Annotated in this window: 31 protein-coding genes; 13 read left to right on the forward strand and 18 right to left on the reverse strand. The window is 72.1% G+C overall.

The genetic code is table 11. From position 1 onward, the window contains the following. The first annotated feature begins 11 nt into the window (after positions 1–11). Entirely contained in the window at positions 12–1,286 is a 1,275-nt protein-coding gene (locus A4R43_RS44600) for an isocitrate lyase/PEP mutase family protein (RefSeq protein WP_335645150.1), read from the forward strand. On the opposite strand, the gene A4R43_RS08510 is transcribed toward A4R43_RS44600, so the two are convergent. Beyond that, the gene (locus tag A4R43_RS08510; protein ID WP_113691815.1) at positions 1,276–2,262 is read right to left on the reverse strand and encodes a tyrosine-type recombinase/integrase; all 987 of its coding nucleotides are present in this window, start codon (positions 2,260–2,262) and stop codon (positions 1,276–1,278) included. The two genes, A4R43_RS44600 and A4R43_RS08510, sit on opposite strands and share 11 nt — an antisense overlap. 595 nt (positions 2,263–2,857) lie before the next feature. On the opposite strand from A4R43_RS08510, the gene A4R43_RS08515 reads away from it, so the two are divergent. Next, on the forward strand, positions 2,858–3,370 hold the full coding sequence (locus A4R43_RS08515; RefSeq protein ID WP_236808845.1) for a DUF4303 domain-containing protein: 513 nt from the start codon (positions 2,858–2,860) through the stop codon (positions 3,368–3,370). 20 nt (positions 3,371–3,390) lie between these two features. Then, positions 3,391–4,200: a class I SAM-dependent methyltransferase gene (locus A4R43_RS08520; RefSeq protein WP_236808846.1), complete on the forward strand. Its 810-nt coding sequence runs from the start codon at positions 3,391–3,393 to the stop codon at positions 4,198–4,200. Here A4R43_RS08520 and A4R43_RS08525 read toward each other — a convergent pair. The 4 genes from A4R43_RS08525 to A4R43_RS08540 are packed head-to-tail and all read right to left on the reverse strand — an operon-like array spanning position 4,161 to position 6,570. Continuing rightward, positions 4,161–4,811 carry a class I SAM-dependent methyltransferase gene (locus A4R43_RS08525; RefSeq protein ID WP_113691818.1) on the reverse strand — a complete coding sequence of 217 codons (651 nt, stop codon included), beginning with the start codon at positions 4,809–4,811 and terminating at the stop codon, positions 4,161–4,163. The two genes, A4R43_RS08520 and A4R43_RS08525, sit on opposite strands and share 40 nt — an antisense overlap. Before the next feature lie 11 nt (positions 4,812–4,822). Further along, positions 4,823–5,596, reverse strand: coding sequence for a putative protein N(5)-glutamine methyltransferase (locus tag A4R43_RS08530; RefSeq protein WP_113691819.1), 774 nt, complete (start codon positions 5,594–5,596; stop codon positions 4,823–4,825). 24 nt (positions 5,597–5,620) lie between these two features. After that, positions 5,621–6,175 carry a YdeI/OmpD-associated family protein gene (locus A4R43_RS08535; protein WP_113691820.1) on the reverse strand — a complete coding sequence of 185 codons (555 nt, stop codon included), beginning with the start codon at positions 6,173–6,175 and terminating at the stop codon, positions 5,621–5,623. Beyond that, positions 6,172–6,570, reverse strand: a complete 399-nt coding sequence (locus A4R43_RS08540) for a VOC family protein (RefSeq protein WP_113691821.1) — start codon at positions 6,568–6,570, stop codon at positions 6,172–6,174. Before A4R43_RS08540 ends, A4R43_RS08535 begins: the two co-directional genes overlap by 4 nt. Positions 6,571–6,657: 87 nt before the next feature. Here A4R43_RS08540 and A4R43_RS08545 point away from each other — a divergent pair, with 87 nt between their 5' ends. Then, positions 6,658–7,602: a helix-turn-helix transcriptional regulator gene (locus A4R43_RS08545; RefSeq protein WP_113691822.1), complete on the forward strand. Its 945-nt coding sequence runs from the start codon at positions 6,658–6,660 to the stop codon at positions 7,600–7,602. 9 nt (positions 7,603–7,611) lie between these two features. Here A4R43_RS08545 and A4R43_RS08550 read toward each other — a convergent pair whose 3' ends face one another. Next, positions 7,612–8,127: a hypothetical protein gene (locus tag A4R43_RS08550; RefSeq protein ID WP_162788374.1), complete on the reverse strand. Its 516-nt coding sequence runs from the start codon at positions 8,125–8,127 to the stop codon at positions 7,612–7,614. Positions 8,128–8,237: 110 nt separating this feature from the next. Here A4R43_RS08550 and A4R43_RS08555 point away from each other — a divergent pair, with 110 nt between their 5' ends. The 3 genes from A4R43_RS08555 (at position 8,238) to A4R43_RS08565 (ending at position 10,591) form a co-directional block, all read left to right on the forward strand. After that, positions 8,238–8,591 carry a YciI family protein gene (locus tag A4R43_RS08555; RefSeq protein WP_113697442.1) on the forward strand — a complete coding sequence of 118 codons (354 nt, stop codon included), beginning with the start codon at positions 8,238–8,240 and terminating at the stop codon, positions 8,589–8,591. Beyond that, entirely contained in the window at positions 8,588–9,853 is a 1,266-nt protein-coding gene (locus A4R43_RS08560; protein WP_113691824.1) for an RNA polymerase sigma factor, read from the forward strand. The genes A4R43_RS08555 and A4R43_RS08560 overlap by 4 nt, the downstream gene beginning before the upstream one ends. Before the next feature lie 69 nt (positions 9,854–9,922). Beyond that, on the forward strand, positions 9,923–10,591 hold the full coding sequence (locus A4R43_RS08565; RefSeq protein WP_113691825.1) for an alpha/beta fold hydrolase: 669 nt from the start codon (positions 9,923–9,925) through the stop codon (positions 10,589–10,591). Here the strand turns inward: A4R43_RS08565 and A4R43_RS08570 are convergent. After that, positions 10,562–11,899, reverse strand: coding sequence for an MFS transporter (locus tag A4R43_RS08570; RefSeq protein ID WP_113691826.1), 1,338 nt, complete (start codon positions 11,897–11,899; stop codon positions 10,562–10,564). The two genes, A4R43_RS08565 and A4R43_RS08570, sit on opposite strands and share 30 nt — an antisense overlap. A gap of 75 nt (positions 11,900–11,974) precedes the next feature. Here A4R43_RS08570 and A4R43_RS08575 point away from each other — a divergent pair, with 75 nt between their 5' ends. After that, positions 11,975–12,589, forward strand: coding sequence for a TetR/AcrR family transcriptional regulator (locus A4R43_RS08575; RefSeq protein ID WP_113691827.1), 615 nt, complete (start codon positions 11,975–11,977; stop codon positions 12,587–12,589). Here A4R43_RS08575 and A4R43_RS08580 read toward each other — a convergent pair. Then, the gene (locus A4R43_RS08580) at positions 12,569–13,366 is read right to left on the reverse strand and encodes a Rossmann-fold NAD(P)-binding domain-containing protein (RefSeq protein WP_113691828.1); all 798 of its coding nucleotides are present in this window, start codon (positions 13,364–13,366) and stop codon (positions 12,569–12,571) included. The genes A4R43_RS08575 and A4R43_RS08580 overlap by 21 nt on opposite strands. Before the next feature lie 75 nt (positions 13,367–13,441). Here A4R43_RS08580 and A4R43_RS08585 point away from each other — a divergent pair, with 75 nt between their 5' ends. After that, positions 13,442–14,374 carry an AraC family transcriptional regulator gene (locus tag A4R43_RS08585; protein WP_113691829.1) on the forward strand — a complete coding sequence of 311 codons (933 nt, stop codon included), beginning with the start codon at positions 13,442–13,444 and terminating at the stop codon, positions 14,372–14,374. Here A4R43_RS08585 and A4R43_RS08590 read toward each other — a convergent pair. The 3 genes from A4R43_RS08590 to A4R43_RS08600 form a co-directional block, all read right to left on the reverse strand. Continuing rightward, complete coding sequence (locus A4R43_RS08590; RefSeq protein ID WP_113691830.1) at positions 14,316–15,521, reverse strand: FAD-dependent monooxygenase; 1,206 nt, start codon at positions 15,519–15,521, stop codon at positions 14,316–14,318. The two genes, A4R43_RS08585 and A4R43_RS08590, sit on opposite strands and share 59 nt — an antisense overlap. Positions 15,522–15,597: 76 nt before the next feature. Continuing rightward, on the reverse strand, positions 15,598–16,290 hold the full coding sequence (locus A4R43_RS08595) for a YqeB family protein (RefSeq protein ID WP_205215276.1): 693 nt from the start codon (positions 16,288–16,290) through the stop codon (positions 15,598–15,600). 1 nt (position 16,291) lies between these two features. Further along, complete coding sequence (locus A4R43_RS08600; protein ID WP_162788375.1) at positions 16,292–17,227, reverse strand: BtrH N-terminal domain-containing protein; 936 nt, start codon at positions 17,225–17,227, stop codon at positions 16,292–16,294. A 243-nt stretch (positions 17,228–17,470) separates the two neighbouring features. On the opposite strand from A4R43_RS08600, the gene A4R43_RS08605 reads away from it, so the two are divergent. Continuing rightward, a complete protein-coding gene (locus A4R43_RS08605) occupies positions 17,471–17,791 on the forward strand; it encodes a YciI family protein (protein ID WP_113691832.1) in 321 nt (106 codons plus the stop codon). 10 nt (positions 17,792–17,801) lie between these two features. Continuing rightward, positions 17,802–19,760 carry a sigma-70 family RNA polymerase sigma factor gene (locus A4R43_RS08610; protein ID WP_205215277.1) on the forward strand — a complete coding sequence of 653 codons (1,959 nt, stop codon included), beginning with the start codon at positions 17,802–17,804 and terminating at the stop codon, positions 19,758–19,760. Here A4R43_RS08610 and A4R43_RS08615 read toward each other — a convergent pair. Both A4R43_RS08615 and A4R43_RS08620 read right to left on the reverse strand, forming a co-directional pair. Then, positions 19,739–20,191, reverse strand: a complete 453-nt coding sequence (locus A4R43_RS08615) for a hypothetical protein (protein WP_113691834.1) — start codon at positions 20,189–20,191, stop codon at positions 19,739–19,741. The genes A4R43_RS08610 and A4R43_RS08615 overlap by 22 nt on opposite strands. 27 nt (positions 20,192–20,218) lie before the next feature. Then, the gene (locus tag A4R43_RS08620; protein WP_162788376.1) at positions 20,219–20,590 is read right to left on the reverse strand and encodes a winged helix-turn-helix transcriptional regulator; all 372 of its coding nucleotides are present in this window, start codon (positions 20,588–20,590) and stop codon (positions 20,219–20,221) included. A 91-nt stretch (positions 20,591–20,681) separates the two neighbouring features. Here A4R43_RS08620 and A4R43_RS08625 point away from each other — a divergent pair, with 91 nt between their 5' ends. Both A4R43_RS08625 and A4R43_RS08630 read left to right on the forward strand, forming a co-directional pair. Then, complete coding sequence (locus tag A4R43_RS08625; protein ID WP_113691835.1) at positions 20,682–21,494, forward strand: NAD(P)H-binding protein; 813 nt, start codon at positions 20,682–20,684, stop codon at positions 21,492–21,494. After that, positions 21,491–22,318, forward strand: coding sequence for a haloalkane dehalogenase (locus tag A4R43_RS08630; protein WP_113691836.1), 828 nt, complete (start codon positions 21,491–21,493; stop codon positions 22,316–22,318). Before A4R43_RS08625 ends, A4R43_RS08630 begins: the two co-directional genes overlap by 4 nt. Here the strand turns inward: A4R43_RS08630 and A4R43_RS08635 are convergent. The 5 genes from A4R43_RS08635 to A4R43_RS08655 form a co-directional block, all read right to left on the reverse strand. Beyond that, entirely contained in the window at positions 22,311–22,739 is a 429-nt protein-coding gene (locus tag A4R43_RS08635) for an ArsR/SmtB family transcription factor (protein ID WP_236808847.1), read from the reverse strand. The two genes, A4R43_RS08630 and A4R43_RS08635, sit on opposite strands and share 8 nt — an antisense overlap. 179 nt (positions 22,740–22,918) lie before the next feature. Further along, entirely contained in the window at positions 22,919–23,881 is a 963-nt protein-coding gene (locus A4R43_RS08640) for an ABC transporter permease subunit (protein ID WP_113691837.1), read from the reverse strand. Beyond that, complete coding sequence (locus A4R43_RS08645; protein WP_113691838.1) at positions 23,878–24,753, reverse strand: ABC transporter ATP-binding protein; 876 nt, start codon at positions 24,751–24,753, stop codon at positions 23,878–23,880. Before A4R43_RS08645 ends, A4R43_RS08640 begins: the two co-directional genes overlap by 4 nt. Continuing rightward, the gene (locus A4R43_RS08650; protein ID WP_113691839.1) at positions 24,750–25,142 is read right to left on the reverse strand and encodes a GntR family transcriptional regulator; all 393 of its coding nucleotides are present in this window, start codon (positions 25,140–25,142) and stop codon (positions 24,750–24,752) included. The genes A4R43_RS08645 and A4R43_RS08650 overlap by 4 nt, the downstream gene beginning before the upstream one ends. Before the next feature lie 56 nt (positions 25,143–25,198). Then, positions 25,199–25,870: a S1 family peptidase gene (locus A4R43_RS08655; protein ID WP_113691840.1), complete on the reverse strand. Its 672-nt coding sequence runs from the start codon at positions 25,868–25,870 to the stop codon at positions 25,199–25,201. Positions 25,871–25,916 lie beyond the last annotated feature (46 nt).

Genomic DNA, 25,916 nt, shown 5'->3' on the forward strand with positions numbered 1-25,916 from the left:
GCGTCAACCACGTGGAGATCACCGAAGCACTCACCGTCCTGCCCATGCCCGCCAACCACCACCGCGGCCCCATCGGCTGGCTCCGCGACCACGTCGCCCGCTTCTCCAACGGCGAAGACCACCGGCGCCGCCGCGCCCTCGTCACCGACCTGCTCGCGGGCATCGACCCCGCCCGGCTGAACCACACCACCACACCGGTCGCCGCCCTCGCCGACGCGCTCGGCATTCCCGCCGACCCGGCCGACGTCGCCGAAGTCGCCCGCGTCTACCACCCCCACCTCACCCCGGACCCCGCCGCCGAACAGGCACTGACCCGCCTCGTCGACGCCTGCGGCGGCACCTGGGACGAACCCACCGCCGCCAAGATCTGCCTGCTCGTCCAGGCCCGCGCCGGGCTCGCCGGACCCGTCCGCGTCACCCGGCGCCAAGCCCTCGACGGCCGCGTCGTCGAACTCGACCTGCTCGAAGCAGGCCTGCCCTTCGGCGCCGGCCCCCACGAATGCCCTGGTCAAGCCCACGTCGCCGCGCTGACCGGATTCGCCGCCCTGCACCACGCCGAAACCCCGCTGCTGCTGCCCAACGCCTGGGACTACGCCTCCGCCGCCGCCCTCCACGACGCGGGCTTCCCGGCCATCGGCACCACCAGCCTCGGCGTCGCCGCCACCCACGGCCTGCCCGACGGAGGCGGCCACACCCGCGCCGAAACCGTCGCACTGGCCCGCTCACTCAGCCGCCTGCCGTGCCCGATCACCGTCGACATCGAAGCCGGGTTCAGCGAAGACCCGGGGGAGGTGGCCGACCTCGCCGCCGAACTCGTCTCCATCGGCATCGCCGGGATCAACCTCGAAGACAGCCGCCCCGGCGGCCTCGCCGAACCCGACCAGCACGCGGCACTGGTCAAGGCCGTGAAAACCCGCGCGCCCAGCCTGTTCGTCAACGCCCGCACCGACACCCACTGGCTCACCAGCACGCCACCGCCGCTGAGCCACACCCTCGACCGCGCCCGCCGCTACGTCGAAGCGGGCGCCGACGGCATCTTCGTGCCCGGCCTCACCGACCCCGCCGACATCGCCGCCGTCGTCGGCGGCATCCCGGTGCCGATCAACGTCCTGTACAGCCCCGGGCTCGACTACACCGGCCTCGTCGTTGGCCGCGTCAGCCTCGGCTCACTGCTGTACCGAGCCGCCCTGCACGCGGCCACCGGCGTCGCCAGGTCCATCCGGAACGGCGAGCCGATCCCCGACGGCATCCCCGGCTACCAGGACGTCACCCGGCTCATTCCGTGAGACTGGTGTTCAACGCCTGGTACGTCCGGTTGCTCGCCACCGCCGCCCGCTGCTCGCGGCCCGTCGCCTCGATGTAGTTCTGGCTGGTCGCCAGGCTCGCGTGCCCGAGCAACGCCATGATCTCCGAGGCCGTGGCACCGTCCTCGGCGAGCCGCGTGGCGAAGGTGTGCCGCAGGGCGTGCAGGTTCGCGCCCGTTGGCACCCTGTCCTGCAACCCGGCCGCGCGGTAACAGGACTTCACCAGGTAGTCGAGCGCACCCCGCCCGATCGGCTCGCCCGCGCGGTCCCGCAGCAGGGGAGCCGAGCGCGCGAACCGCTGGTGCGGGAACTTCCGGCGGCACGAGGCCAGGTAGTCGTCGATGATCTTCTCCATCACCGGCTGCACCGGGATCGACCGGTCCCGGCTGCCCTTGCCCTGGACGTGCAGCCGCTTCTCGCCGGAGCGCCCGATCAGCGACTCCACGCTCAGCGACCGCATCTCGGCCGCCCGCAGCCCGGCGACCAGCCCGAGCGCGATCACCAGCACGTCCCGCTCCGGCCACGGGTCACGGCCCTGCTTCACGCCCTCGGTGGCCGCGGCCAGCAGCTTCTCCGGCGTGTCCTCACCACGCAGCGGCTTCGGAACCAGGGGAGGGGTCTTGGGGCGGGCCACCGCGCCCATCGGATTGCCCGGCAGCAGGCCGTCGGACACGCAGAAGGTGAGGAACTGGTTCCAGGTGGACCAGGCCCGCAGCACCGAACTCTTGGCGTGGCTGTCGGCGAACGCGCCGAACGCCGTTCGCAGCGATGTGGTGGTCAGGTCCTCGACACGCAGCTCCTCGACGGCCCGCCCGGCGGCCTCGGCCAGCAGGGAAGTGAGGCCGGCCAGATCCCGGCGGTAGGCCGCGGTGGTGTGCGGCGAATCCTTGCGCGGACGGCGAGCCGCGAAGAAGGCCTGCTGGGCGTCGAGCACTCGCATGTGGATCTTGTACCGCACGGCACCGACAGTTTGCGGCCGGTTGCGGTGCGTTTGATGCATAATGGCGATTATGCATCAAACGGCGATCCGAGCGGGGTTGCCACCCTCCGGGGGACGGCACCGCTCTTGATCGGCTCCTGAGCGCCTTTGCCGCCTCGTTTGCCGGTGTTCGCACGTTGTGCGCACGCCATGACGCGGCTTGCTGGTCGCCTGGGCCTTGGGCTGCCTGGGTGGCTCGTCGGCGCCAGGAACTCGCAGAACTCGCGTATCCCGCCGCCCGCCGACGACCGTTCACTCGACCTCGTTTCGTCACTGTGACGTTTTGAGGTGGTGTCGCCGGACCTTCTCCAGCGGGGGCTAACCCGCCCAGTCGAGCCTGCGGACTCAGCGGCGTCCAGCCAGCAGCGCACGGGGGCGACTCGCCGAGCGACCGGATCCGCGGGGCCGACCTCGCGTGTGCGCGTCGTTTCAACTGTTCAGAGCACCTTCGGAGACCTCCTCTCCAGGCGGCCTGTGCCAGGTTATCCAAACGCCGATAAGCGACATTATGTTAAGTAAACTGTCCCCGGGCGTGGTTCGGCCTCCCCATGATCAGGTGTGGTTCGATGTCCCGGTGATTCCGACCGAAGCCGATCTCGCGGACGCCTTGACCACCGCGGTTCGCGCGGCTGTCACCGACCTGTTCCGCGACAACCCCGGCCACACGTTCTACTACGTCACGCTGACGACGCCCGGTGAGGCGTTCGGTCCGGCGCTGTCGGCGTGGTCGCACGAGGCGCTCGCGCAGCGGCCGGACGCTGGCGAGGTCCGCTACTCCTACGCCGATTCGCCGTTTTCGATCTGGGGTGAGGAACATCTGAAGCCGGTCCGCGACCTGTTCGCCGCCCGGCCGGAGGTGTTCGACATCGCCGACGAAGACGCGTCCGAGGCGGAGTTCGAGCTGCGGCTGCGGGCGATGGAGACGGCGCTGCGCAGGCTGTCCGACGAAGGGCTGTTCGGCGTCGGCGACGCTCGTGCGGGTGTGCTGGTCCTGGTTGAGGTTGTGCCCGGTGACGAGGAGAACGCCGCTCGGGCTCGGCGGCTCAACCCACCCGGTCCGGCGCTGGACGCTTGGCTGGCCGCGTGATGGCCCCCGAACCTCAGCTGGTGGATCCGGCCAATGCCGGGCAATCGACCGCGTGGAACGGTGACCAGGGTGCGTTCTGGGTGGATCGCGCCGACCGCTTCGACGCCGGTGTCGAGGCCTACCGGGAGCCGTTTTTCGCCGCAGCCCAGATCGAGCCCGCGTCCGTGGTGCTCGATGTGGGCTGCGGAACGGGTCAGACGACGCGGGAGGCCGCCCGGTTGGCGACGACGGGCCGGGCGCTCGGAGTCGACCTCTCCTCCCCCATGATCGAACAGGCGCGCGAACGGTCGCGGCAGGTGCCCAACGCCAAGTTCCTCCAGGCCGACGCACAGGTCCATCCGTTCCCGGCGGAGTCGTTCGATCGGGTGATCAGCCGCCACGGTGCGATGTTCTTCGGTGACGCCGCGGCCGCGTTCGCGAATCTGGCGCGTGCGATGCGGCCCGGTGGCCGGTTGGTGTTGCTGACCTGGCAGCCCGCGGCGCGCAACGAGTGGATGAGCACGTTCCGCCGCATCTTCACCGGAGGTGAGGAACCGGCCGCCTCTCCCCCGGATCCGGGCCGGTTGACCGAGCCGGACATGACCCGCGAACTGCTGGAGTCGGCCGGGTTCGCCGATGTGCGGATCACCGGTGTGGAGCGGCCGATGTTCTTCGGGCGGGACGTCGACGACGCGGCGGAGTTCGTCGAGGCGCAGTTCGGCTGGATGGCGCGGGAGCGGCCGGATCTGGCCGAGGTGCGCGCGGAACTCCGGGAGAACATGGCGGCGCACCTGGGTGAGCACGGTGTGCGTTATGCGTCGGCGGCCTGGCTGGTGGAGGCGAGCAGGTAGGCCTGCGGCACCTTCTCCTGGGCGTTGGGTGCGCGGACCAGCTGTGCTTCCACGGCGAAGCCCGCTTCTTCGAGCTGGGTGGCGATGCGCTCGGGGCGCAGGCGGCGGAAGTCGAGGGAGATCTGGTGGCCGAAGCCTTCGCTGTGGTGGACGGTGTCGTCGCCGACCTGGAAGGCGAGCGCGAGGTGGCCGCCGGGCATCAGGACGCGGCGGAATTCGGCGAAGACGGCGGGCAGGTCCTCGGCTCCGATGTGGATGATCGAGTACCAGGCGACGAGTCCGGCGAGTGAGTGGTCGGGCTGGTCGAGCGCGGTCATGCTGCCTTCTTCGAACCGCAGTCCCGGATAGGTTTCGCGCGCCAGCTGCAGCATGGAGGTGGACAGGTCGACGCCGGATACCTTGACCCCCAAGGAATCCAGGTACCAGGTGACCCAGCCTGGGCCGCTGCCGACGTCGAGGACCGGACCGTTGTCACGGGTGAGTTCGGCGAACGCGCCGAGCATGGCGCGGACGAGTGGGATTTCGTGCACGCCTTCGAAGCGTTCGGCGTAGCCGGTGGCGATGGCGTTGTAGCCGTGCCGGGTGTCGGTGAGGTAGGACGGTTCGGTCATGGGGCCGAAGGCTAGCGAAGGGCACCGACAATCACGGTGCCGCCGAGTTCTTCGTTGTGCACCACGCGTGGGTGCAGTCCCCCGGCGGTGAAGGCGGCGGCGGTGACGGGTGCCTGTGCTGCGCCGGTTTCGATCAGCAGGTGGCCGTCGGGGGCGAGCCATTCGGCGGCGGACGCGGTGATGCGGCGGTGGATGTCGACGCCGTCGGGGCCGCCGTCGAGTGCGACGCGGGGTTCGTGGTCGCGGGCTTCGGGCGGCATCATCGCGATGGCGTCGGTGGGCACGTAGGGTGCGTTGACCACGAGCAGGTCGATGCGGCCGCGCAGGTGTGCGGGCAGTGGGGCGAACAGGTCGCCTTCGTGGACCTCTCCCCCGGCCGGTTCGACGTTGCGGCGGGCGCAGCGGACGGCGGCGGGGTCGATGTCGGCGGCGTGCAGCTCGGTCTCCCCCAGTTCGGCGGCCAGTGCGACGCCGACCGCGCCGGAGCCGCAGCAGAGGTCGAGCACGACGTGTCCGCCGAGGGCGGCGGCCTGGTCGACGAGGTGTTCGGTGCGGCGTCGTGGGACGAAGACGCCGGGTTCGACGGTGATGCGGTGGCCGTGGAATTCGGCCCAGCCGAGCAGGTGCTCCAGTGGCAGGCCGGCGACGCGCCGGGTGACGAGGTCGTCGAGTTCGGCCGGGGTGCGGGCGGCTTCGGTGAGCAGGCGGGCTTCGTCCTCGGCGAAGACGCAGCCCGCCTGCCGGAGCCGGGTGATCACGGTGCCCAGCGTGTGCTCAGTGTCCACAGTGGCGTGACGCTACACCGGCGCTCACGGGTGGTTCGCGCGAATATTCGCGGCGGCGAGTTCGACGGTGCGGTTGATGCGGCGTTGCCGGGTTTCGGGGCGTTTGGCGGTGAGGATCCAGGCGAGGATGCGGCGCTGGGAGGACGGCGGGAAGGCCTGGTAGTGGGCGTAGGCGGTGGGTTCGTGGTCGAAGCGGGCCTGGAGGTCGGCGGGGATGATGCCGTTGTCGGCGTCGGCGAGCAGGGTCCAGGTGCCGGTGCGGCGGGCGTGGTCGATGAGGGCCTGGCCGTGGTGGGTCATTTTCCCCTGCTCGATGAGGCGTTCGGCGCGTTCGCGGTTGACGCGGCTCCAAGCGCTGTCCGGGTTGCGCGGGCTGAAGCGCTGGTAGCGGCTGTGGTCGTCGCGTTTGACCGATTTGCTGTCGATCCAGCCGAAGCAGAGTGCTTCTTCGACGGCTTCGGCGTGGCTGAGGCCTGCCGGTCCGCGGTGCAGGACGAGCTGGGCTTCGGTGGCGGTTTCGCAGTTGTTCGCGAGCCAGGCGCGCCAGTGGTTGCGGTCGGTGGCGTGGACGGTGGTCACTGCTCCCCCAGGATGTCGAGGTAGTGCTGGTTGAACATGACGCCGAGCACGTTGCCGAACGGGTCGGTGACCGAGGCGGTGACAAAGCCGGGGCCGCGTTCGGTGATGGGTTGGTACTCGGTGGCGCCGAGGGTGAGGAGGCGGTCGTAGGCGGCCTGGATGTCGTCGACGTGCCAGTAGACGATGGCGCCGCCGGGCTGGGGCTGGCGGGCGCCGGGCGGGGCGTAGGCGGCGTTGACGATGCCGAATTCGTGCTGGTAGTCGCCGATGCGGAACTCGAGGTAGCCGGGCATGCGGTCGAAGTACGGTTCGACGCCGAACAGTTCGGTGTACCAGGCCTTGGCGGCGTCGAGGTCATCGGCGAAGAAGCTGACGTTGGCGAGTCCACGAAGCATTTCGGGGTCCTTCCGGGTTGCTGTTGGGGATGAGTCTGCCGGTCAAAGTGCGCACCTCATGAGCACTTTGTTTGCGAGACTTTCTCCATGCGTGCCGACCGCCTTGTGGCCACCCTGTTGCTGATGCAGTCGCGTGGGCGGGTGACCGCGGCGGAGCTGGCCGGTGAGCTGGAGGTGTCGGTGGCCACGGCGCGGCGTGATCTGGAGGCGTTGTCGGCGGCGGGCGTGCCGGTGTATCCGCAGCCGGGCCGGGGTGGCGGGTGGTCGCTGGTGGGTGGGGCGCGGACCGATCTGAGCGGGCTGACCTCGGCGGAGGCGCGGGCGTTGTTCCTGCTGGCCGGTCCGGGCACGGCGGTGTCGCCGGAGGTGCGGTCGGCGTTGCGCAAGCTGGTGCGGGCGTTGCCGGACACGTTCCGGGCCGAGGCGGAGGCGGCGGCGAGCGCGGTGGTGGTCGATTCGTCGCGGTGGGGTGAGGCGGATCGGGAGCGGCCGGCGCTGGTGGAGCTGCTGCAGGAGGCGACGGTGCGGCGGCGGAAGGTGCGGCTGGTCTACCAGCGCCGGGGGCAGGAGGCGGGTGAGCGGCTGGTGGACCCGTGGGGCCTGGTCGACAAGGACGATCTTTGGTACCTGATCGCGGGGACCGAGGCCGGGCAGCGGACGTTCCGGCTGGATCGGGTGGCCGAGGCAGTGGTGACCGAGGAGCCCGCGGTGCGGCCCGCGGATTTCGAGCTGGCCGAGGCGTGGCGGCGGGTGGTCGACGAGGTGGAGCGCAAGCGGGCGCTGGTTTCGGCGACGGTGCTGGTGGAGCCGCGGTTCGTGTTCGTGCTGCGGTCGCACTTCGGCAGGCACTGCACGGTGGAGGGCGAGACCGAGGACGGGCGGGCGCGGGTGCGGGTGGCCGCGCCGGCGCCGGTGATGATCGCGCAGCAGCTGGCCGGGTGGGGCGGGCAGCTGGAGGTCGTCGAGTCGGAGCCGGTGCGGGCGGAGCTGGCGCGGATCGGGGCGGAGCTGACCGAACGGTACGGGCGGTGAGCCAGGTGATCAGACGACCCGGTGCCGCCGGTTCCAGACGTCGACGGCGTGCGCCAGCCCGGCCAGCATCAGCACGGGGCAGACCAGCGCGCTGACCACGCCGGCGGGTGCGAGTTCCACTGTTCCCGGCTGGATGTCCAGGTGTCCGGGGTCGATGCCCTGCTTGCCGAGCAGCAACACCAGCAACACGGCGGCGGCGATGGCGACCAGCGCCGGGGGCACGGCGCTGCGCCAGTTGACCGTCGCCCACGCCAGCAGCAGAACCAGCACGAAGGCGACCGCCGTGCCGCCGGATTCGGGGTGGCCCCACAGCATCTCCGTACGGGACACCTCGAGCGGGAGGCGCTGGCCTGGGAGGTGGATGGTGTCGGTCACCCTCGCGCGGTACACGGGCAGCACGGACAGTGCGATGAGCGCCGCTGCGATGGCCGGATAGAACCGCACGTGCCGGTCGGTGACCGACCGGTCGGCGGCCTCGCGTTCCAAGGCCGCCAGCCGGGCACGGGCCAGGTCTGCTTCCTCCACGGTGAACCCCTCTCCCCCGATGCGATGGCCGATTGTCACCGGCGTGGCTTTCACCCGTCTTTCGTGAGGATCTGCGCAATGATGTGGGCGAACGGGAAGGGAGGCGCGTGGTGAAGTACCTGCTGTTGATCGGGGGCCCGGCCGACGAGGCCGAGGATTCGGCCGAGGTGTGCGGGCGTGAGGACGTGCGCGCGTGGGTCGACGAGATGACGCGCCGCGGGGTGTTGCTGGACGGTGAGCTGCTGCATCCGGCCGAGGACGCGACGACGTTGCGGGTGCGCGACGGGCGGGTCCTGCTGTCGGACGGGCCGTTCGCGGAGACGAAGGAGCAGATCGGCGGGTACAACCTGATCGAGTGCGCGAGCCTGGACGAGGCGGTGGAGGTGGCTTCACGGCATCCGGTGGCGCGGACCGGCCTGGTCGAGGTGCGTCCGGTGCTCGATCCGGCGGATCTGCCGGGTTGACCGGGCGGGACGGCAACGGCGCCGTCGGTGCGGCCAGCGAGGTCGGCGCCGCGGTCGCGGCGGCGTTCCGGGAGGAGTGGGGCCAGGTGGTGGCCACGCTGATCCGGGTGACCGGCGACTGGGACCTGGCTGAGGAGTGTGCGCAGGAGGCGTTTTCCGCGGCGTTGCGCCGGTGGCCGCGGGACGGGGTGCCGCGCAAGCCGGGTGCGTGGCTGACCACGACCGCGCGGAACCGGGCGATCGACGTGTTGCGGCGGGAGGCCGTGGGGGCGGCGAAGTTGCGGGAGCTGGCGGTGACGCCGCCGCCGGAGGACGTGGAGCCGGACGAGAGCGGGGTGCCGGACGACAGGCTGCGGTTGATCTTCACCTGCTGTCATCCGGCGTTGCCGTTCGAGGCGCGGGTGGCGCTGACGTTGCGCACGCTGGCCGGGTTGAGCACGGCGGAGATCGGGCGGGCGTTCCTGGTGCCGGAGGCGACGATGTCGCAGCGGCTGGTGCGGGCGAAGCGGAAGATCCGCAACGCCGGGATCCCGTACCGGGTGCCGCCGCCGCATTTGCTGCCGGAGCGCACGAGCGCCGTGCTCGGGGTGTTGTACCTGCTGTTCAACGAGGGTTATTCGGCGTCGGCGGGTGCGGATCTGGTGCGGCGGAACCTGTGCGCGGAGGCGATCCGGCTGGCGCGGGTGCTGGTGGGGTTGATGCCGGACGAGCCGGAGGCGGTGGGCTTGCTGGCGTTGCTGCTGCTGCACGATTCGCGGCGGGAGGCGCGGCTGGACGCGGCCGGTGATCTGGTGTTGCTGGAGGACCAGGACCGGTCGCGCTGGGATGCCGGGGAGATCGAGGAGGGCACGGCGCTGCTGGAGTCGGCGTTGCGGCGGCGGCAGCCGGGGCCGTACCAGTTGCAGGCGGCGATCGTGGCGTGTCACGCGACGGCGGTGCGGGCCGAGGACACCGACTGGCCGCAGATCGCGGCGTTGTACGAGCGGCTGGCGCGGGTGGCGCCCTCGCCGGTGGTGCGGTTGAACCGGGCGGTCGCGGTGGGCATGGCCGAGGGGCCGGCGGCCGGGTTGCTGCTGCTGGACGAGCTGGTCGAGGGCGGGGAGCTGGCGGGTTACCACTTGCTGCCCGCGGCGCGGGCGGATCTGCTGCGGCGGTTGGAGCGGGCCGGGGAGGCGGCGGTGGCTTACCGGGAGGCGCTGGAGCTGGCGTCGACCGACGCGGAGCGGCGTTATCTTCGGCGGCGGCTGGCCGAAGTTTCCTGAGCCGGGGTGTCGGTGCGGGCCGGGGTCGTTCGTCGGGGGTTCGCAACGCACCACGACCAGGAGGAAAACATGGCGACCTTTGTGCTGATCCACGGCGGCGGCAGCAGCGGCTGGGAGTACCACCTGCTGGAGGCGGAGCTGCGGGCGCTCGGGCACGACGTGGTGGCGCCGGACCTGCCGATCGAGGACGGCGCGAACGGCGTGGCCGAGTACGCCGACGCGGTGGTGGCGGCGATCGGGCCGCGGGAGGACCTGGTGGTGGTCGGGCATTCGTTCGGCGGGCTGGTCGCTCCCCTGGTCTGCGACCGGCGGCCGTCGCGGTTGCTGGTGCTGCTGGCGGCGATGATCCCGCGGCCAGGTGAGCCGGCCTCGGACTGGTGGGCGAACACCGGGCACGAGTCCGAAGTGGACATGGAGGCCGACCCGATCGGGGCGTTCCTGCACGACGTGCCGCGGGAGCTGGCCGAGGAGGCGCTGGCGAAGGGGCGGCCGCACGAGGGCGACTCGCTGGGCAAGCCGTGGCCGCTGGCGGCGTGGCCCGCGGTGCCGACGCGGGTGCTGGCGTGCCGGGACGACCGGTTCTTCCCGCTGGAGTTCGCGCGGCGGGTGTCGCGGGAGCGGCTGGGCATCGAGCCGGACGTGATCGGCGGCAGCCACTGCGTCTCGCTGTCCAGGCCGAAGGAGCTGGCCGCCCGGCTCGACGCCTATCTAACGGCCGAGCAGCAGCCCGCTGGCTAGGGCGCCCGCGAGCATCAGCCCGGCGGCCACCGCGGCGGCGACGGTGTGGCCGTGCACCTGCGCGGCGAGGGTGGCTCCCCCGGCCGCGACCGCGTTCAGCACGGAGATGCCGATCGAGCCGCCGAGTTGCTGCGCCGTGCTGACCAGGGCGGAGACGAGGCCCGCGTCGCGGGGTGCGGCGCCGGTGAGCGCGGCGCTGATGCTGGGTGACATGACCAGCCCGGTGCCGGCGCCGAAGACGAGCTGGGCGGGCAGCATGCCGCCGAGGTAGGTGCTGTCCGGGGTGAGCTGGGTGAGCAGGCCGAGCCCGGCGGCGGTGAGCAGCATGCCGGGCACGATCAGCCGCCGCGGGCTGAGCCGGGCCATCAGCCTGCCGGAGACCTGCGAGGCGATGAGCATGGTGGCCGCGGTGCCGGGCAGGATGGCCAGCCCGGTGCGCAGCGGGTCGAAGCCGAGCACCTCCTGCAGCTGGTAGGTGAGCACGAGCATGGTGCCGAACATCGCCGCCATCGTGGTGGCGACGGCGGTCAGCGCGCCGAGGCGGCGGCGGGTGGCGAGCAGGTGCGGTGGCAGCAGCGGTCGCGCGGCCTTGACCTGGCGCAGTGCGAACGCGCCGAGCAGCACGGCGGCCGGGACGAGCCAGAGCGGGCGTCCGGTGGTGGCGTAGACGAGCGCGGCGGCGCCGGTGACGCCGAGCAGGGTGCTGAGCAGGTCCAGGTGCAGCGGGTGGCGGGGCGTTTCGGGCAGCAGGACCGGGGTGAGCACGGCGGTCAGCGCGGCGATGGGCACGTTGACGTAGAGGCACCAGCGCCAGTCGAGGGTGGCGGTGAGCAGCCCGCCGGCCAGCAGGCCCGCGGCTCCCCCGGCGCCGACGACCGCGCTGAACCGGCCCAGCGCGCGGCCGCGTTCGGCCGGTTCGGTGAACAACGCGGTGAGCAGGGCCATCGCGGTGGGGGCGAGCAGAGCGGCGAACGCGCCCTGGGCGGCGCGGGCGGCGATGAGCTGGGCGCCGTCGGCCGCCGCTCCCCCGGCCGCGGAGGCGAGGCCGAAGCCGAGCACGCCGATGAGCAGGGCGCGGCGGCGGCCGACGGCGTCGGAGATCCGTCCGGCGGGCAGCAGGAGCGCGCCGAAGGCGAGCAGGTAGGCGGTGACGATCCAGTGGCGGTCGGCGTCGGACAGGCCGAGGTCGTGCTGGGCCGGTGGCAGCGCGATGTTCACGATCGTGGTGTCGAGCAGGACCATCAGCTGGGCGGTGCAGAGCAGGGCGAAGCCGGGCCAGCGGGTGGTGCGGGCGGAGGTGGTGGTCATGGCGGTGACCCTGACAGAGAAAAGTTAACCGAGTCAAGTTTTAAACTCGGACAAGGTTGCGCTAGCATGCGTCCCATGGGCCTTCGGGAGCGGAAGAAGCTGCGCACGCGCCAGGCGATCTCCGACGCGGCCATCGCGCTGTTCCTGGAATCCGGCTTCGACCGGGTCTCGGTGGCCGAAGTCGCCGCGGCCGCGGAGGTGTCCAAGCCGACGCTGTTCAAGTACTTCCCCGCCAAGGAGGACCTGGTGATCGACCGCCTGGCCGATCACCGCGAGGAAGCCGCCGAGGTGGTGCGCGCCGCGGCCGGGCAGCCGCCGCTGGCCGCGCTGCACGCCCACTTCCTGGCCGGGCTCGAGCGGCGCGACCCGATCACCGGGCTGTGCGACGAGCCCGAGGTGCTCGCGCTGAACTGCCTGATCTACGACACCCCGGCGCTGGTGGCCGGCATGTCGCGGTTCACCGACCACTCGATCGACGCGCTCGCCGACGCCCTGCGTGAGGCCACCGGCCGCGACGACCTCGCGCCCCGGCTCGCCGCCGGCCAGATCGTCACCGTGCAGCGCCTGCTCGCACTGGAGAACCACCGGCACATCACCGCCGGTGAGGCGGCCGCGGCACGATTCCCCGCGGCCGCCGCCGAGGCGGACCAGGCGTTCGGCCTGCTCCGCTCAGGCCTGGACGGGCTGTGAGCCGAAGGTCCTGGCCACGAAGTCCCCGAAGGACCGCGGTTCCCGGCCCAGCGCGCGGCGCACGCCGTCGCTGACGTAGTCGCCGTTGCCCTGGGCGATTCCGTCGAGCAGCGCGCCGAGCAGTTCGCCGAGTTCACCGGGCACGGTGGCGGCGAACTCGGCGGGCGTGCGGTAGCCGAAGCTGATCGGGCGGCCGGTCGCCTCGGCGATCCGCGCGACCGCGTCCGGGAACGAGATGGCTTCCGGTCCGGAGAGGTCGTAGGCCTGCCCGGCGTGCCCGTCCTCGGTCAGCGCCGCGACGGCGACATCGGCGATGTCCTCGGCGTCGATGAACGCGTCCCGGCCGTCGCGCGTGGGCAGCTTCAGCTCCCCCGCCTCGATCCCGGCGGCGAACACCCCCTCGCTGAAGTTCTGCGCGAACCACGACGGCCGCAGGATCGTCCATTCCGGACTCCGTTCCCGCACCACGCGCTCGGGTACCGGTTCACCGGCGAAATCGGCGCCCCTGGCCGAAAGCAGCACCACCCGGCGCGCGCCCGCGCGGGCCAGCAGCGGGCCGATCGCCGCGGTGTCGAGGTGCTCGGCTGGCGGGACCAGGTAGATCGCCCCGGTCCCGGCCAGCGCGGTGTCCCAAGTGGACTCGTCGTCCCAGTCGAACCGGACCGGGGTGGACCGCGACGCGGCACGGAAGGGCACACCGCGGGCTTCGAGCCGGTCGGCGATCCGGCGGCCGGTTTTGCCGAGGCCGCCGAGCAGGAGAACAGGTGCGTTGGTCATGGCGGTAAGCCAAGCAAGATCCACTGAGACGGACCATGGTCGAAAAGCGCCGATCCCTGTGGAATCGTCTCAGGCGTGGATCCCCTCGACGACTACCTCGCCACCGTCCGCGCCCGCGGCTCGGTTTTTGTCCAGTCGCTCTGCGCGCCGCCGTGGGGCCTGCGCTTCGAGGACCCGGGCCCGCTGATGCTGCTGGTGCTGGCCGACGGCGCGGCCTGGATCCGGCCCGGCCACGGCGAGCCGCTGCGATTCGAAGCCGGGCAGATCGCGCTGGTACGCGGTGGATTCACCGTCGGCGACCGCCGTGACACCACCGCCGGAGTGGTCATCGACAGCGAGAACCGGTGCTACCCCGCGAACGAGGACCCGGCCACCGCCGGGGACCGGTTCAAGCTCGGCACCCGCACCTACGGCACCCCAGGCGGGTCTTCGGTGCTGGTCACCGCCGCCTACGCGGTTCGCGGCGGCACCGCCGACCGGGTGCTGGCCACGCTGCCGCCCGCGCTGGCCGTGCCCGCCGGCGACGACCCCGTGCTCGGGCTGCTCACCAGCGAGATCAGCCGCGACGAACCCGGCCAGCAGACCGTGCTCGACCGCCTGCTCGACCTGCTGCTGATCCGCGCCCTGCGCACCTGGTTCGCAACCCCCGGCACCCGCGCGCCCGCCGGCTACCGCGCACTGGCCGACCCCGCCATCGGCCACGCGCTGCGGCTGCTGCACCAGCGGCCCGCCGAAGCGTGGACGGTGGCCACTCTCGCCGCCGCGGCCGGGCTGTCCCGCGCCTCGTTCGCCCGGCGGTTCACCGCACTGGTCGGTGAACCGCCGCTGGCCTACCTGACCGGCTGGCGGATGACGCTCGCCGCCGACCTGCTCGCCGAAACCGGCGCGAGCGTCGGCTCGGTCGCGCGGCAGGTCGGCTACGCGGACGCGTTCACCTTCAGCACCGCGTTCAAGCGGATTCGCGGGGTACCGCCGAGCGCGGTGCGGGCCGGTAGTCCGGGAGCGTGATGTTCCTGGCGGCCTTGGTGGTCATCTTGTCGAACACCCCGGCCAGCCGCCGCCACGACAGCGCCTTGTACATCTGGTTGCGCTGCCAGATCTTGAACCGCGTCGGCGGCGCCAGGAACGGGCCCGCGCCCTCGGCCAGCTTCTGGCAGCCCTCGGCGTAACCGCGCATCCGCTCCTCGTAGCGCGGGAACGCCACGCGGTGATCCCCGTGCGCCACGGCGAGTTCGCCGGCCAGCACGTACGCACCGACCATCGCGGTGCCCGTGCCCAGCCCGCCCAGCGTCGCGCCGTACCCCGCGTCCCCGACCAGGGCGACCCGGCCGCGCTGGAACGAGGGCATCCGCACCTGGCTGATCGAGTCGAAGTACATCTCCGGCGCGGCCCACATCGCCTCCAGCAGCCGCGGCACCTCCCAGCCCGCGCCCGCGCACCGCCGCGCGACCAGCTGCTTCTGCGCGTCGAGATCACGCCGGTCGTAGTCGAGCTCCTCGGACGGGAACACGAACCCGCCGTCGGTCTTGCCGCCCGCGCTGCCCACGTTCACCCCGAGCCCCGGCACGTTGTACATCAGCCCGGTGTGGTCCAGGCCCAGGAAGTTCGGCATCTCGAACCCGGCCACGTAGTAGCCGAGGAACCGGATGAACCGCGATTCCGGCCCGAACGCCAGCGCCCGCACGTTCGAGTGCAGCCCGTCGGCGCCGAGCACCAGGTCGAAGGTGCGCGGCTCACCGTGTTCGAAGCACACCCGCACCCCGTCGGCGTCCTCGGTCATCGAGGCGATCGAATCGCCGAACAGGTACTCGGTGTGGTCCCTGGTGCGCTCGTGGAGCAGGCGGCTCAGCTCGTCGCGCTCGATCTCGACGTCACCGCTCATGAACGACGCGGGCAGCTTCGCCAGCTGCCCGCCGTCGGCGTCGACGACCACCTGGTTGCCCATGTTGGTCTGCCGCCGCCGGACCTCGTCGAGAATGCCCATCTCACGCAGCACCCGCAGGTGCACGTCACCGCGGAAGTCCACGGCGAAACCCCCGCCGCGCAGCCCCGGCGCGCGTTCGACGACGGTCGGGGTAAAGCCGTAGCGGTGCAGCCAGTAAGCCAGCGCGGGCCCGGCGACGCTGGCGCCGGAGATCAGGATGTTCTTCGTCATGCGCCCAGGCTGCGCGGGCGCACTGACCAACCACGCACCACGCGCTGACGGTCGCTGACGAGGCTCACCGTGGCCGTCAGCCGGGTGCCGTCCGCCAGTACTGGCGCTTCTTCTCCTCGCGGACGAACACCCCGGCCTTCACCAGCTCCCGGCGCAGCTCCTTGACCTCGTCACCCCGGTCCTTGGCCAGCGCCTCCTGGCGCGCCCGCAGCAGCGCGTTGGCCCGGTCGGACAGCTCCGGCGTGCCCTCCACCCACAGCCGGTAGTTCTCGCGGTAGGGGTCGCCGTCGGCGTGCCAGGGATAACCGTGCTGCTCGAACGCCGCGCGGACCCGCTGTTTGCCCAGGTCCGTGGACTCGCGTGCCAGCTCGTCCCCGCGCGTACCGAGCAGCACGAGCTTGCCGCCGTCGAAGAACACCGCCCCGACCGCGCCGCGGTCGAACCGCTGGGTCTCGCCAGCCCTGGTCAGCGCGACCCCGTCGGGGCCGACGTCCAAGCTGAGCAGGTCCAGGTCGCCGAGGAAGGCCAGCACCAGCCCGGCCACCGCGCCCAGGCCGAGCGCGCCGAACGTGGCGGCGGGTTCCGGGATCGACGCCACCAGCCGGAACGGTCCCTGGAACGGGAACCAGGCCAGCGTGGTCACCCAGCCGGCGGCGAGCTTGAGCCCCCAGCACAGCGCCGCACCCAGCACCGGGCAGAGCAGCCAGCCCAGCACCCGCCAGCCACGAGCGGTCGCGACCACGGTCGAGGTCGAGGAGGTGCGTGTCATGTCAGCGAATAATAGACCGCGTACTCGGTTTATCAATGAGCAGGCCGCGTTCGATGGCGTCTTCGCAGGTGGCGAGCTCGTCGAGCACACCGGCCGCGTCCGCCCAGCGGTCCCGCAGGCCCAGTGCCTGGGCGCGGGCGAACAGGTGCGCCTGCGTGTTCTTCGCCGTGACCAGTTCGGTGTCGCCGCCCTGCTCGAACAGCACCGCGAAGTCCAGCGCCCGGCGTGCCCCGAGCGGCAGCGCGAACCCGGTGAGGAAGCCCGCCAGGTCGGGGGTCACCGGCCCGCGCAGGTCCGCGGCCAGCAGCCGGATCGTGTCACCGGCGCCGGGGTTCTCGCGGTAGATCTCGCCGAAGTACGCGCGGGCCTGGCTGTAGTCGACCTCCTTGGACGGGCCGATTTCGCGCCAGCGCTGGTAGACGCCGTGCTCGTACTCGACCCGTTCGCCGCGCCACGCCGCTTCGAGGTCGGCGAAACCGAGCTTGGCGCACGGGAACCCGGCCGGATCGTGCAGGAACACGCCCTCGTCGTCGATGTCGTAGGCGACGACGTAGTGATCGGCGCCGGGCACGTCGCGGTGGAAGGGCACGTAGGTCAGGTGGCCCATGTCCAGCGGGCCGAGCAACACCGGCCCGGTCGCCAGGTCCTTGCGGAGGATCTCCTCGGCCGAGGTGCCGTCGGGGCCGTGGGTGCCGGTGAACTCGCAGCCGAGCAACCCGAGGGCGGCGTCCAGGCCCTGGTTCGGGGTGATCGCGCTGAAGAAGACGCGGCCGTCCTCGGGAACCCGGAACGCCCCGAGCCCGACGCCGGTCAGCGCCTCGATCAGCCCGGGCCGCACACGGTCGCCGTGCACGGACAGCATCATCGCCAGTGAGTTGGCGTAGCAGTAGGGAACATTGCCGTGGTAGTCCATGCCGCCCGGTCTACGACCTGACACCGTGTCAGGGTCAATGTCTTCGGCCGCGCCTCCGGCGCGGCGGGCGAGGTCGCTTTTGAGCCGGTCATGGGAGCGGGCCACGCCAGGCCGCTGGGGCGACCTGCCGCGTCCCACTCCCATGACCGGCGCGACCTCGCGGGTCGGCGGCGAACCATGGCCCCGATGTGACAGGGAACGGGTACATTCCCTGTCACATGGGTTGTCCGACGCGTCAGCGAAGGCAACCGAACAAGGGAGACGGCGATGCGCTACCTGATGATGTCCCACCCGACCGGCGAACCCACCAACCCGAACCTCGAGGCCGAGATGGGCGCCTGGATCGAGGAGCTGACCGCGGCCGGCGTGCTGCTGTCCGCCGGCGGCATGGCGCCCACCGGCATCGAGGTCAGCGAGAGCGACGGCGAGGTCACCGTGACCGACGGCCCGTTCGCCGAGGCCAAGGAGTCCGTGGCCGGGTTCGCGCTGGTCGAGGTCCGCAGCGAGGAGGAGGTCGTCGAGATCGCCCGGCGCTTCGTCAAGATGGTCGGCAACAGCCGCAGCGTGATCCAGCGCGTGTTCACCTGATGCCCCGCTGATGGACGCCCACCGCTCGATCGACGCGGTCTGGAAGCTGGAGTCGGCCCGGATCATCGCCGGGCTGACCCGGCTGGTCCACGACGTCGGCCTCGCCGAGGAACTGGCGCAGGACGCGCTCGTGGCCGCGCTCGAGCAGTGGCTCGAATCGGGCGTACCGGACAATCCGGGTGCCTGGCTGATGGCCGTGGCCAAGCGGCGGGCGATCGACCACCTCCGGCGGTCGCGGCGGCTCGAAGACCTCGACGAGAGCGAAGTAGCCGCCGCGCCCGAGGAGCCCGAGCAGGACGACGTGCTCCGGCTGATGTTCCTGTCCTGCCACCCGGTCCTGCCCGCCCCGGCCAGGGTGGCCCTGACCCTGCGCCTGCTCGGCGGCCTGACCACCGCCGAGATCGCCAGGGCCTTCCTGCTCACCGAACCGAAGATCGCCCAGCGCGTGGCCGCCGCGAAACGCACCCTGGCCGAGGAACGCGTGCCGTTCGAACTGCCCGGCCGCGCCGAACTCGCCGGGCGCCTGTCGTCCGTGCTCGAAGTGATCTACCTGATCTTCAACGAGGGTTACTCCGCCACCTCGGGCGACGACCTGATGCGGCCGGGCCTGACCCTGGAGGCGCTGCGGCTGGGCCGCCTGCTCGCGCGGCTCGCGCCCGGCGAGGCCGAGGTCCACGGCCTGGTCGCGCTGATGGAGATCCAGCAGTCCCGTGCCGCCGCGCGCACCGGCCCCAGCGGTGAACCCATCCGGCTGCACGAGCAGAACCGCGGCCGCTGGGACCGCCTGCTCATCCGCCGCGGCTTCACCGCGATGCTGCGTGCCCGCGAAGCCGGCGGCAAACCCGGCCCGTACGTGCTCCAAGCCGCGATCGCGGTGTGTCACGCGCAGGCCCGCACCGCCGAGGACACCGACTGGGCGCAGATCGCCACCCTCTACGACGCGCTCGTCCGGCTCCTGCCCACTCCGGTCGTGCAGCTCAACCGCGCCGTCGCCTACGGCAGGGCGCACGGCCCGGCGACCGGCCTGGCGATGGCCGACGCGCTGCTGTCCGACCCGGCCCTGCAGGACTACCACCTGCTGCCCGGCGTCCGCGCCGACCTGCTCACCGAACTCGGCCGCACCGCCGAAGCCCGCGTCGAGTTCCAGCGCGCCGCCGCGCTCACGCAGAACACCGCCGAACGTGCCTTCCTGCTGCGCCGGGCCGACGCCCTGCCCGCCGAGGACCACGCCGTCCGCACCCTCGCCGACGCCGCCGACGAATTCCTCACCCGCGACACCCTCGACCCGCAGACCGCCCGGTCCTACGGCCAGACCCTGCGACGCCTGCGCGCCGCCCTCGGCGACACGCGCCCGCTCGCCTCACTGACCGCCGACGAAGTCACCCGCGTGTGCACCACAGCCTGGGGACACGCGGCGGCCAAAACCTGGAACCGGCACCGCTCGGCGTTGCGCTCGTTCGCCGCCTGGGCCGAAATGGACGATCTCGCCGCCGGACTGGAACGCCGCGCCGAATCCACCACGCGCACCCCGTCGATCGCACCGGCCCGCCTCGACGCGCTGTGGTCGAGCGACCTCCCGCTGCGCGAACACACCCTGTGGCGGATGCTGCACGAATCCGCGGCCGCCGCGCGGACCGTGCTCTCGCTCAACGTCGAGCACCTCGACCTCGACGACCGCAGCGCCCAGATCGACGGCACCCTGGTCACCTGGCGCTCCGGCACCGCCCGCCTGCTCCCCCGGCTGCTCGACGGCCGCACCCACGGCCCGCTGTTCCTCGCCGACCGCCGCCCCGGCCCCGCCCGCACGCCGGCTCCGGCCGACCTGTGCCCGGAAACCGGCCGCCGCAGGCTGTCCTACGAACGCGCCGAACACCTGTTCAAGCAGGCGACCCGGGCACTGGACCCGGCGGGCAACGGCTACACCCTGCGCCAGCTCAAACCAGCGGGTCAGACGCTCAGCCAGCAGTAGAGGCGATGGCCCGCCTGGTCGGCCCGGCGGGCGAGAGCCGCGAAATCACGAAGGAAATCGGCCAGTGCCACGGGGTCGCCCTGACCCCAGAACTCCTCGGTCTCGCTCCACGGCACGGCGACCTCGGCCAGCCGCTCGTCCGGCGCGGCCGCGAGGGCGGCCGCCAACGAGTCCGTGACGGTCAGGACGAGGCGTTCACCGCCGCCGCGGGACGCCAGATCGCGACCGCTGCGGGGATCCGCGACGATGTCGGCGTAGGCACGACCGGTCAGCTGCGCTTCCAACGTGCCGAGCTGGACCACCGGATCGACGCCCTTCACCGGCAACGTGTCGAAGACCGGAGCCGGCGAGCCAGGGCCGCCGTCACGATCGATCGTGGCTGCGGCGGCCTCATCGGACGGGGCCGCGAAGTAGTCGAAAAGCACACCCATCCGGCCATCGTGCCAGGACCCGCCGAGTCAGCGGCGGCCGCCACGCGCGTCGTAGGCGGCCCTCGCGCGTTCGACCTCGGGCAGGTGCACCGACCACTCCGACAGCGCGGCGAACAACGGCGCCAGGCTGCGGCCCAGCTCGCTGATCTCGTACTCCACCCTCGGCGGCACCTCCGGGTGGTAGGTGCGCACCACCAGCCCGTCGCGCTCGAGCTGGCGCAGCCGCTGGGTGAGCACCTTGGGCGTGATCGTGCTGATGCGCCGCTCCAGCTCGACGAACCGCTGCCTGCCGAACTCGTGCAGTGCCCACAGGATCGGCGTGGTCCAGCGGCTGAACACCACGTCGACCACCGGCGCGATCGGGCAGGCCTGCTCCGGCGTGGTGGTGCTCTCGATCACAAATCCGCCCTCCACCCAATACTTTCCTCTAGGTACCTACTATATCCACGCCGGTAGCTTCCTCGTGCCTAGCCGAACGAAGGAGCTGACCATGATCGTGGTGACCGGAGCGACCGGCAACGTGGGGCGCCCGCTGGTGCGGGCGCTGGCCGACGCGGGCGAGCAGGTGGTCGCGGTGTCACGCGGCAGAACGGCCACGGACGCACCACCAGGAGTGCGCACCCGCCAGGCCGACGTCCTGCGACCGGAGACCCTGCGGCCCGCGCTCGACGGCGCCTCCGCGTTGTTCCTCCTGACCCCCGGCGGCGTCGAACTGCCCGAGGTCGCCGCGCTGGCGCGGGACGCCGGGATCCGGCGCGTCGTGCTGCTGTCTTCGCTGGGGGTAGCCACCGGACGGCACTCCCCCGCCACCGAAACCGCCGTCACCGGCACGAGTCCGGAATGGACGGTCCTGCGCCCGGGAGGCTTCCACAGCAACACCTTCGCCTGGGCCGAGGGCGTGCGCAGCCAGCGGGCGGTCGCCGCGCCCTTCGCCGAGGTCGCCCTGCCCACCGTCGACCCGGGCGACATCGCCGAGGTCGCCGCCGCGGCGCTCACCCGGCCGGGCCACCACGGCCGGACCTACCTGCTCACCGGCCCGGCACCGATCACGCCCCGGCAGCAGGCCGCCGCCATCGCGCACGCACTCGGCGAACCGGTGCGCTTCCACGAGCAGACCCGCGCCGAAGCCCGCGAACAGCTGCTCGGGTTCATGCCCGAACCCGTCGCCGAGGCCACTTTGGACATTCTCGGCCACCCGCTGCCCGCCGAGCGCGAGGTCAGCCCGGACATCGAACGCGTGCTCGGCAGGCCACCACGCGACTTCGCCGGCTGGGCCGCGCGGAACGTGGTGGCGTTCAAATGAGCGAGATCCTGTTCCACCGCGAAACCGGCACCGGCGCCCCGATCGTGTTCCTCCACGGCAACCCCACGTCGTCCCACCTGTGGCGGCACGTGCTGCCCGCGGTCGGCGGCCCGGGGCGGCGGCTGGCCCCCGACCTGATCGGCATGGGCGAATCCGGCAAGCCGCCCATCGACTACAGCTTCGACGACCACGCCCGCCACCTCGACGCCTGGTTCGACGCACTGCACCTCGACGAGGTGGTGCTCGTCGGCCACGACTGGGGTGGCGCGCTGGCCTTCGACTGGGCCGCCCGCCACCCAGGGCGGGTGCGCGGCATCGCCTTCACCGAGACCATCGTCAAGCCGATGACCTGGGCCGAATTCCCCGAAGCCGGCCGCGAACTGTTCCGCACCATCAAGGCCCCGGGCGCGGGCGAGGAACTGATGCTCGACCGGAACCTGTTCATCGAAAGCCTGTCCGGCCTCGCCGAAGCCGATTTCGACGCCTACCGCAGGCCGTACCCGACCCGCGAATCCCGTTTGCCGCTGCTGCACTGGGCCCGGATGATGCCGCTGGACGGCGAGCCTGCCGACGTCGTCGCCCGGGTCGAGCGGTACGACGAGTGGCTCGCGACCACCCCGGAGGTGCCGAAGCTGCTGCTGACCTTCCAGCCCGGCTACGGCACCATGCTCACCCCGGAGCTGATCGCCTGGTGCGCCGAGCACATCGCCGGGCTCGACATCGTCGCGCACGACCTCGTCGCCGGGCACCACACCCCGGAGGACCAGCCGGAGGCGGTCGCCGCCACCATCACGGCCTGGCTGGACAAGCACCAGCTCAGGTGAGGAAGGACCGGCCCAGCGGCGTGAGCGCGTAGTGCACCGTGCGGCCGGTGCGCTCGCGCTCGACCAGCCCGTTCTCCAGCAGGACCCGCAGGTGGTGCGACACCGCGCTCGGCGTCACCCCGAGCGCGGCCGCCAGGTCCGTGGTGGTCGCGGGCGTGTGCAAGGCGGCCAGCAGCCCGGCACGCGCCCGCCCCAGCAGGCGGACCGCACCAGGGCCCGGCGGGGTCTCGGCCATGCCCAGCACACCGAGGCCCCGCGCCGGGTACCGGATCGTGGTCCGCGTGGCCGTGTTCCGCTTGACCAGCACGTTCGACGGCCCCAGCGCCAGCGGCATGAGCACCAGGCCGCCGGGCGCGAGGCGCACCTGCCCGGTCCCGGTGACGATCAACCGGCCACCCGAGAACCGCAGGCCGCGGTGCAACCCTGCCCTGCACCTCGACGCCACCGGCTACGTCCTGCTGCTCACCGCCGCCGCGATTGGCGGCGTGCTCACCGCGATCGGACTCAGTCTGGACGCAACAAAGCACCAGGCGCTCGGCTGGGGACTGATGCCACTGGGCGCGCTGGCGGGCGGGTGCTCGCCCTGCCCGCGCTCAGGCGTCAGGACACGTGACGCAACCGCCGGAAGCAGAACCAGCCCAGCAGCCCCGAGCCCACCAGGAACAACGCGGTTTCCAGCCACTGCAACGGCCAGAACCGCGCCGCCGGCTGGTAGCGCAGCCGCTGCTGGTAGCCGAGTTCGGACAGCTGCGCGAAGCACGCGTGACTGCGTTCGAAATCGGGCAGCGCACCCGGGCGCGGCGCCGACGGCACGCAACCCCGCACCAGCTCCGGCAGCGAACCGACCACGCCGCCCCGCGCGTCCACGGTCTCCTCGGACACCACCCACGCCCCAGCCGGGCGCACCACCCGCAGCGCGATGGGGCCGTCGTGCTCGTCGACCCGCACCCCTTCGATGTTCTCCGCGCTCAGCGCCACGGCCTGCTCGGTCACCGGCAGCAGGTGCGGGCGCACCACCAGCGGCACCACCACCTGCACGGCCGCGAAAACCACCAAGGTCACCGCCATCGCCGCCACCGTCCGGCGCAGCACCAACCCCGCCGCGACGCCCAGCACGAACGCGAAAACGGCATAACCCACCGGCGTGATCCCGCGCGCGGCGAACATCGCCACGTCGATGCGCGCCACGACGGTGCTGTCCGGCGCCCCGGCCATGGCATCGACCGGCGCCGCCCACCAGCTGACCACCGCGCTGAGCAACCCCGCCGCCAGCGCCGCCGCCACCGCGCCCAGCCCCAGCTTGACCGCCAGCCACCGCCCCCGCGTCACGCCCTGGTTCCACACCAGCTTGTGCGTGCCCGCCTCCAGTTCCCGCGTGATCAGCGGAACGCCCCAGAACGCGCCGATCGCCGCGGGCAGCAGGTAGAGCGCGAACTGCCCGCCCCGGTAGAGCAGTTCGTCGTCGTTGCGGCCCGCGAACAGCAACACCGCCGCGATCGCCGCGAGCGCGACGTACAGCAGCGCCAGCGGCAGGCGGAACTGGCGCCAGGCCAGCCAGGTCATCGCACCACCCGCAACACCGGTCGGGCGGGCGCGCCCAGGTACGCCAGCACCAGATCCTCCAGGCCCGGCTTCCCGACCGTCCACACCGGATCGAGCACCGGCGCTTCGGTCCGCACCAGCACCGTGGTCTGGCGCTCGGTGTGGCTGGCCGAGATGACCTCCTGATCCGCGGGCAGCGTGCCGACGTCACGGCGCGGGCCGGTCAGCCGGTGATGCGTGGCGAGCAGTTCGTCCAGCTCCCCGGCCAGCCGGACCCGGCCGCCGACGAGCACCACCAGGTGGTCGCACACCCGCTCCAGATCCGAGACCAGGTGCGAGGACAGCACCACGCTGAGCCCGTGCTCGGCCACCGCCGCCATCAGGTCGCGCAGGAACTCACGCCGCGCCAGCGGATCGAGCGCGGCGACCGGCTCGTCGAGCAGCAGCAGCTCGGGCCGCTTCGCGATGCCGAGGGTGAGCGCGAGCTGCGCCCGGTGACCAGCGGACAACCGTCCCGCCCGCTGCGCGGGATCCAGCCCGATCCGGCCGATCCGCTCCGCGGCCAGCGCGGCGTCCCAGCGCGGGTTCAGCTTCGCGCCGAGGCGCAGGTGCTCGTCAACGGTCAGCGTCGGGTAGACCGGCGCGTTCTGCGCGACGAACCCGACCTTCGCCAGCTGCTCCGGCCCGCTGCCCGGCACCCCGCCACACACCTCGATCGTGCCGGTGCTCGGCTCCAGCAGGCCCGCGGCGAGATTGAGCAGCGTGGACTTGCCCGCCCCGTTCGGCCCGACCAGCCCGGTCACGTGCCCGGCCGGGATGTCCAGCTCGCACCCTTCCAGCGCCGGGCGCCCCCGGTACGCCTTGCCGAGACCGCGCGCCCGCAACACGGTCACGCGATGTCCTCTGTGGACACCGCGTGGAAGGTGTCGGCGAACAGGGCTTCGATGCTCTCGTCGTCCAGCCCCGCCCGCCGCGCCTTGGCCAGCCAGCGCCGCAGGTCCTGCCGCAACGGGCCCAGCGCGGCGGGCGAAGCGCCGGACAGCGTGGCCGTGACGAACGTGCCCACCCCGGGCCGCGCCGCGACCAGCCCGTCGTGCTCGAGTTCGCGGTAGGCCTTGAGCACCGTGTTCGGATTGATCGCCAGCGCCGCCACCACGTCCTTGACCTTCGGCAGCTGGTCACCCTCGGCCAGCAGGCCCAGGCGCAGCGCGTGCCGGACCTGCCGCACGATCTGCTGGTACGGCGACAGCCCCGACCGGCCGTCCAGGTGGAACTCCAGCACCCCGGGCCTCCATTCCGCTAGTTACCTAGCACAATAGCGGCAGCGGGCCGGGCCGCTCAGCCGGTGACCGAGCTGATCCAGTCCCGGTAGGCGCCGACGTGGGTGTACTGGCAGCTGGTGCTGTTGCCGGTGGACAGCACCCCGACCTGGACGCCGTCGGCGGTGAACATCGGGCCACCGGAATCCCCGCTGCCGCACACCCCGTTGACGCGCTCGCCGTTGATCGCGCGGCCGTCGTAGGCGTCGGCCGCGGCCACGTCGGTCACCTTCAGCTGCGCGTTCTTCAGCCGTGGCGACTGCTGGCCGCTACCGGTGTCACCCCAGCCGTGAATGGTCACCGTGTCCCCCTCGGCCACCGCGTCGAGATCGCCGAGGGAAACCGCGGGCGCCTGCACCGGCTCGGCGAGTTTCACCAGCGCCAGATCGGCATTCTCGTGCAGGGTCACCCCGTTCGGAGCGGCATCGACGTAGGTGCCTTTCGCGTGCTCGACATTTCCGACGCGGAAACCCCATTGGTGATTTCCGCCGATGCAGTGCCGTGCGGTGAGAATCCACTCGGGACCGAGCACGGTGGCGGTGCAGTAACCGTCGGCACCGTCCTGGTAAAGGCGAGCCGACCACGGCGCCGACGCGGTGAACTCACCGTCGACGATCGCCTGTGCGGGCGTGGAAAGGCCGAGCAGCGCGGCCGGAACGAGCGCGGTGACCCGTGCGGTGACAGAACGCATGGACGCCAACGCTAATGGCGGTCACCCGGAAGCGGCACCTGCGAAA

It is taken from the genome of Amycolatopsis albispora, from assembly GCF_003312875.1.
Classification (GTDB): Bacteria; Actinomycetota; Actinomycetes; order Mycobacteriales; family Pseudonocardiaceae; genus Amycolatopsis; species Amycolatopsis albispora.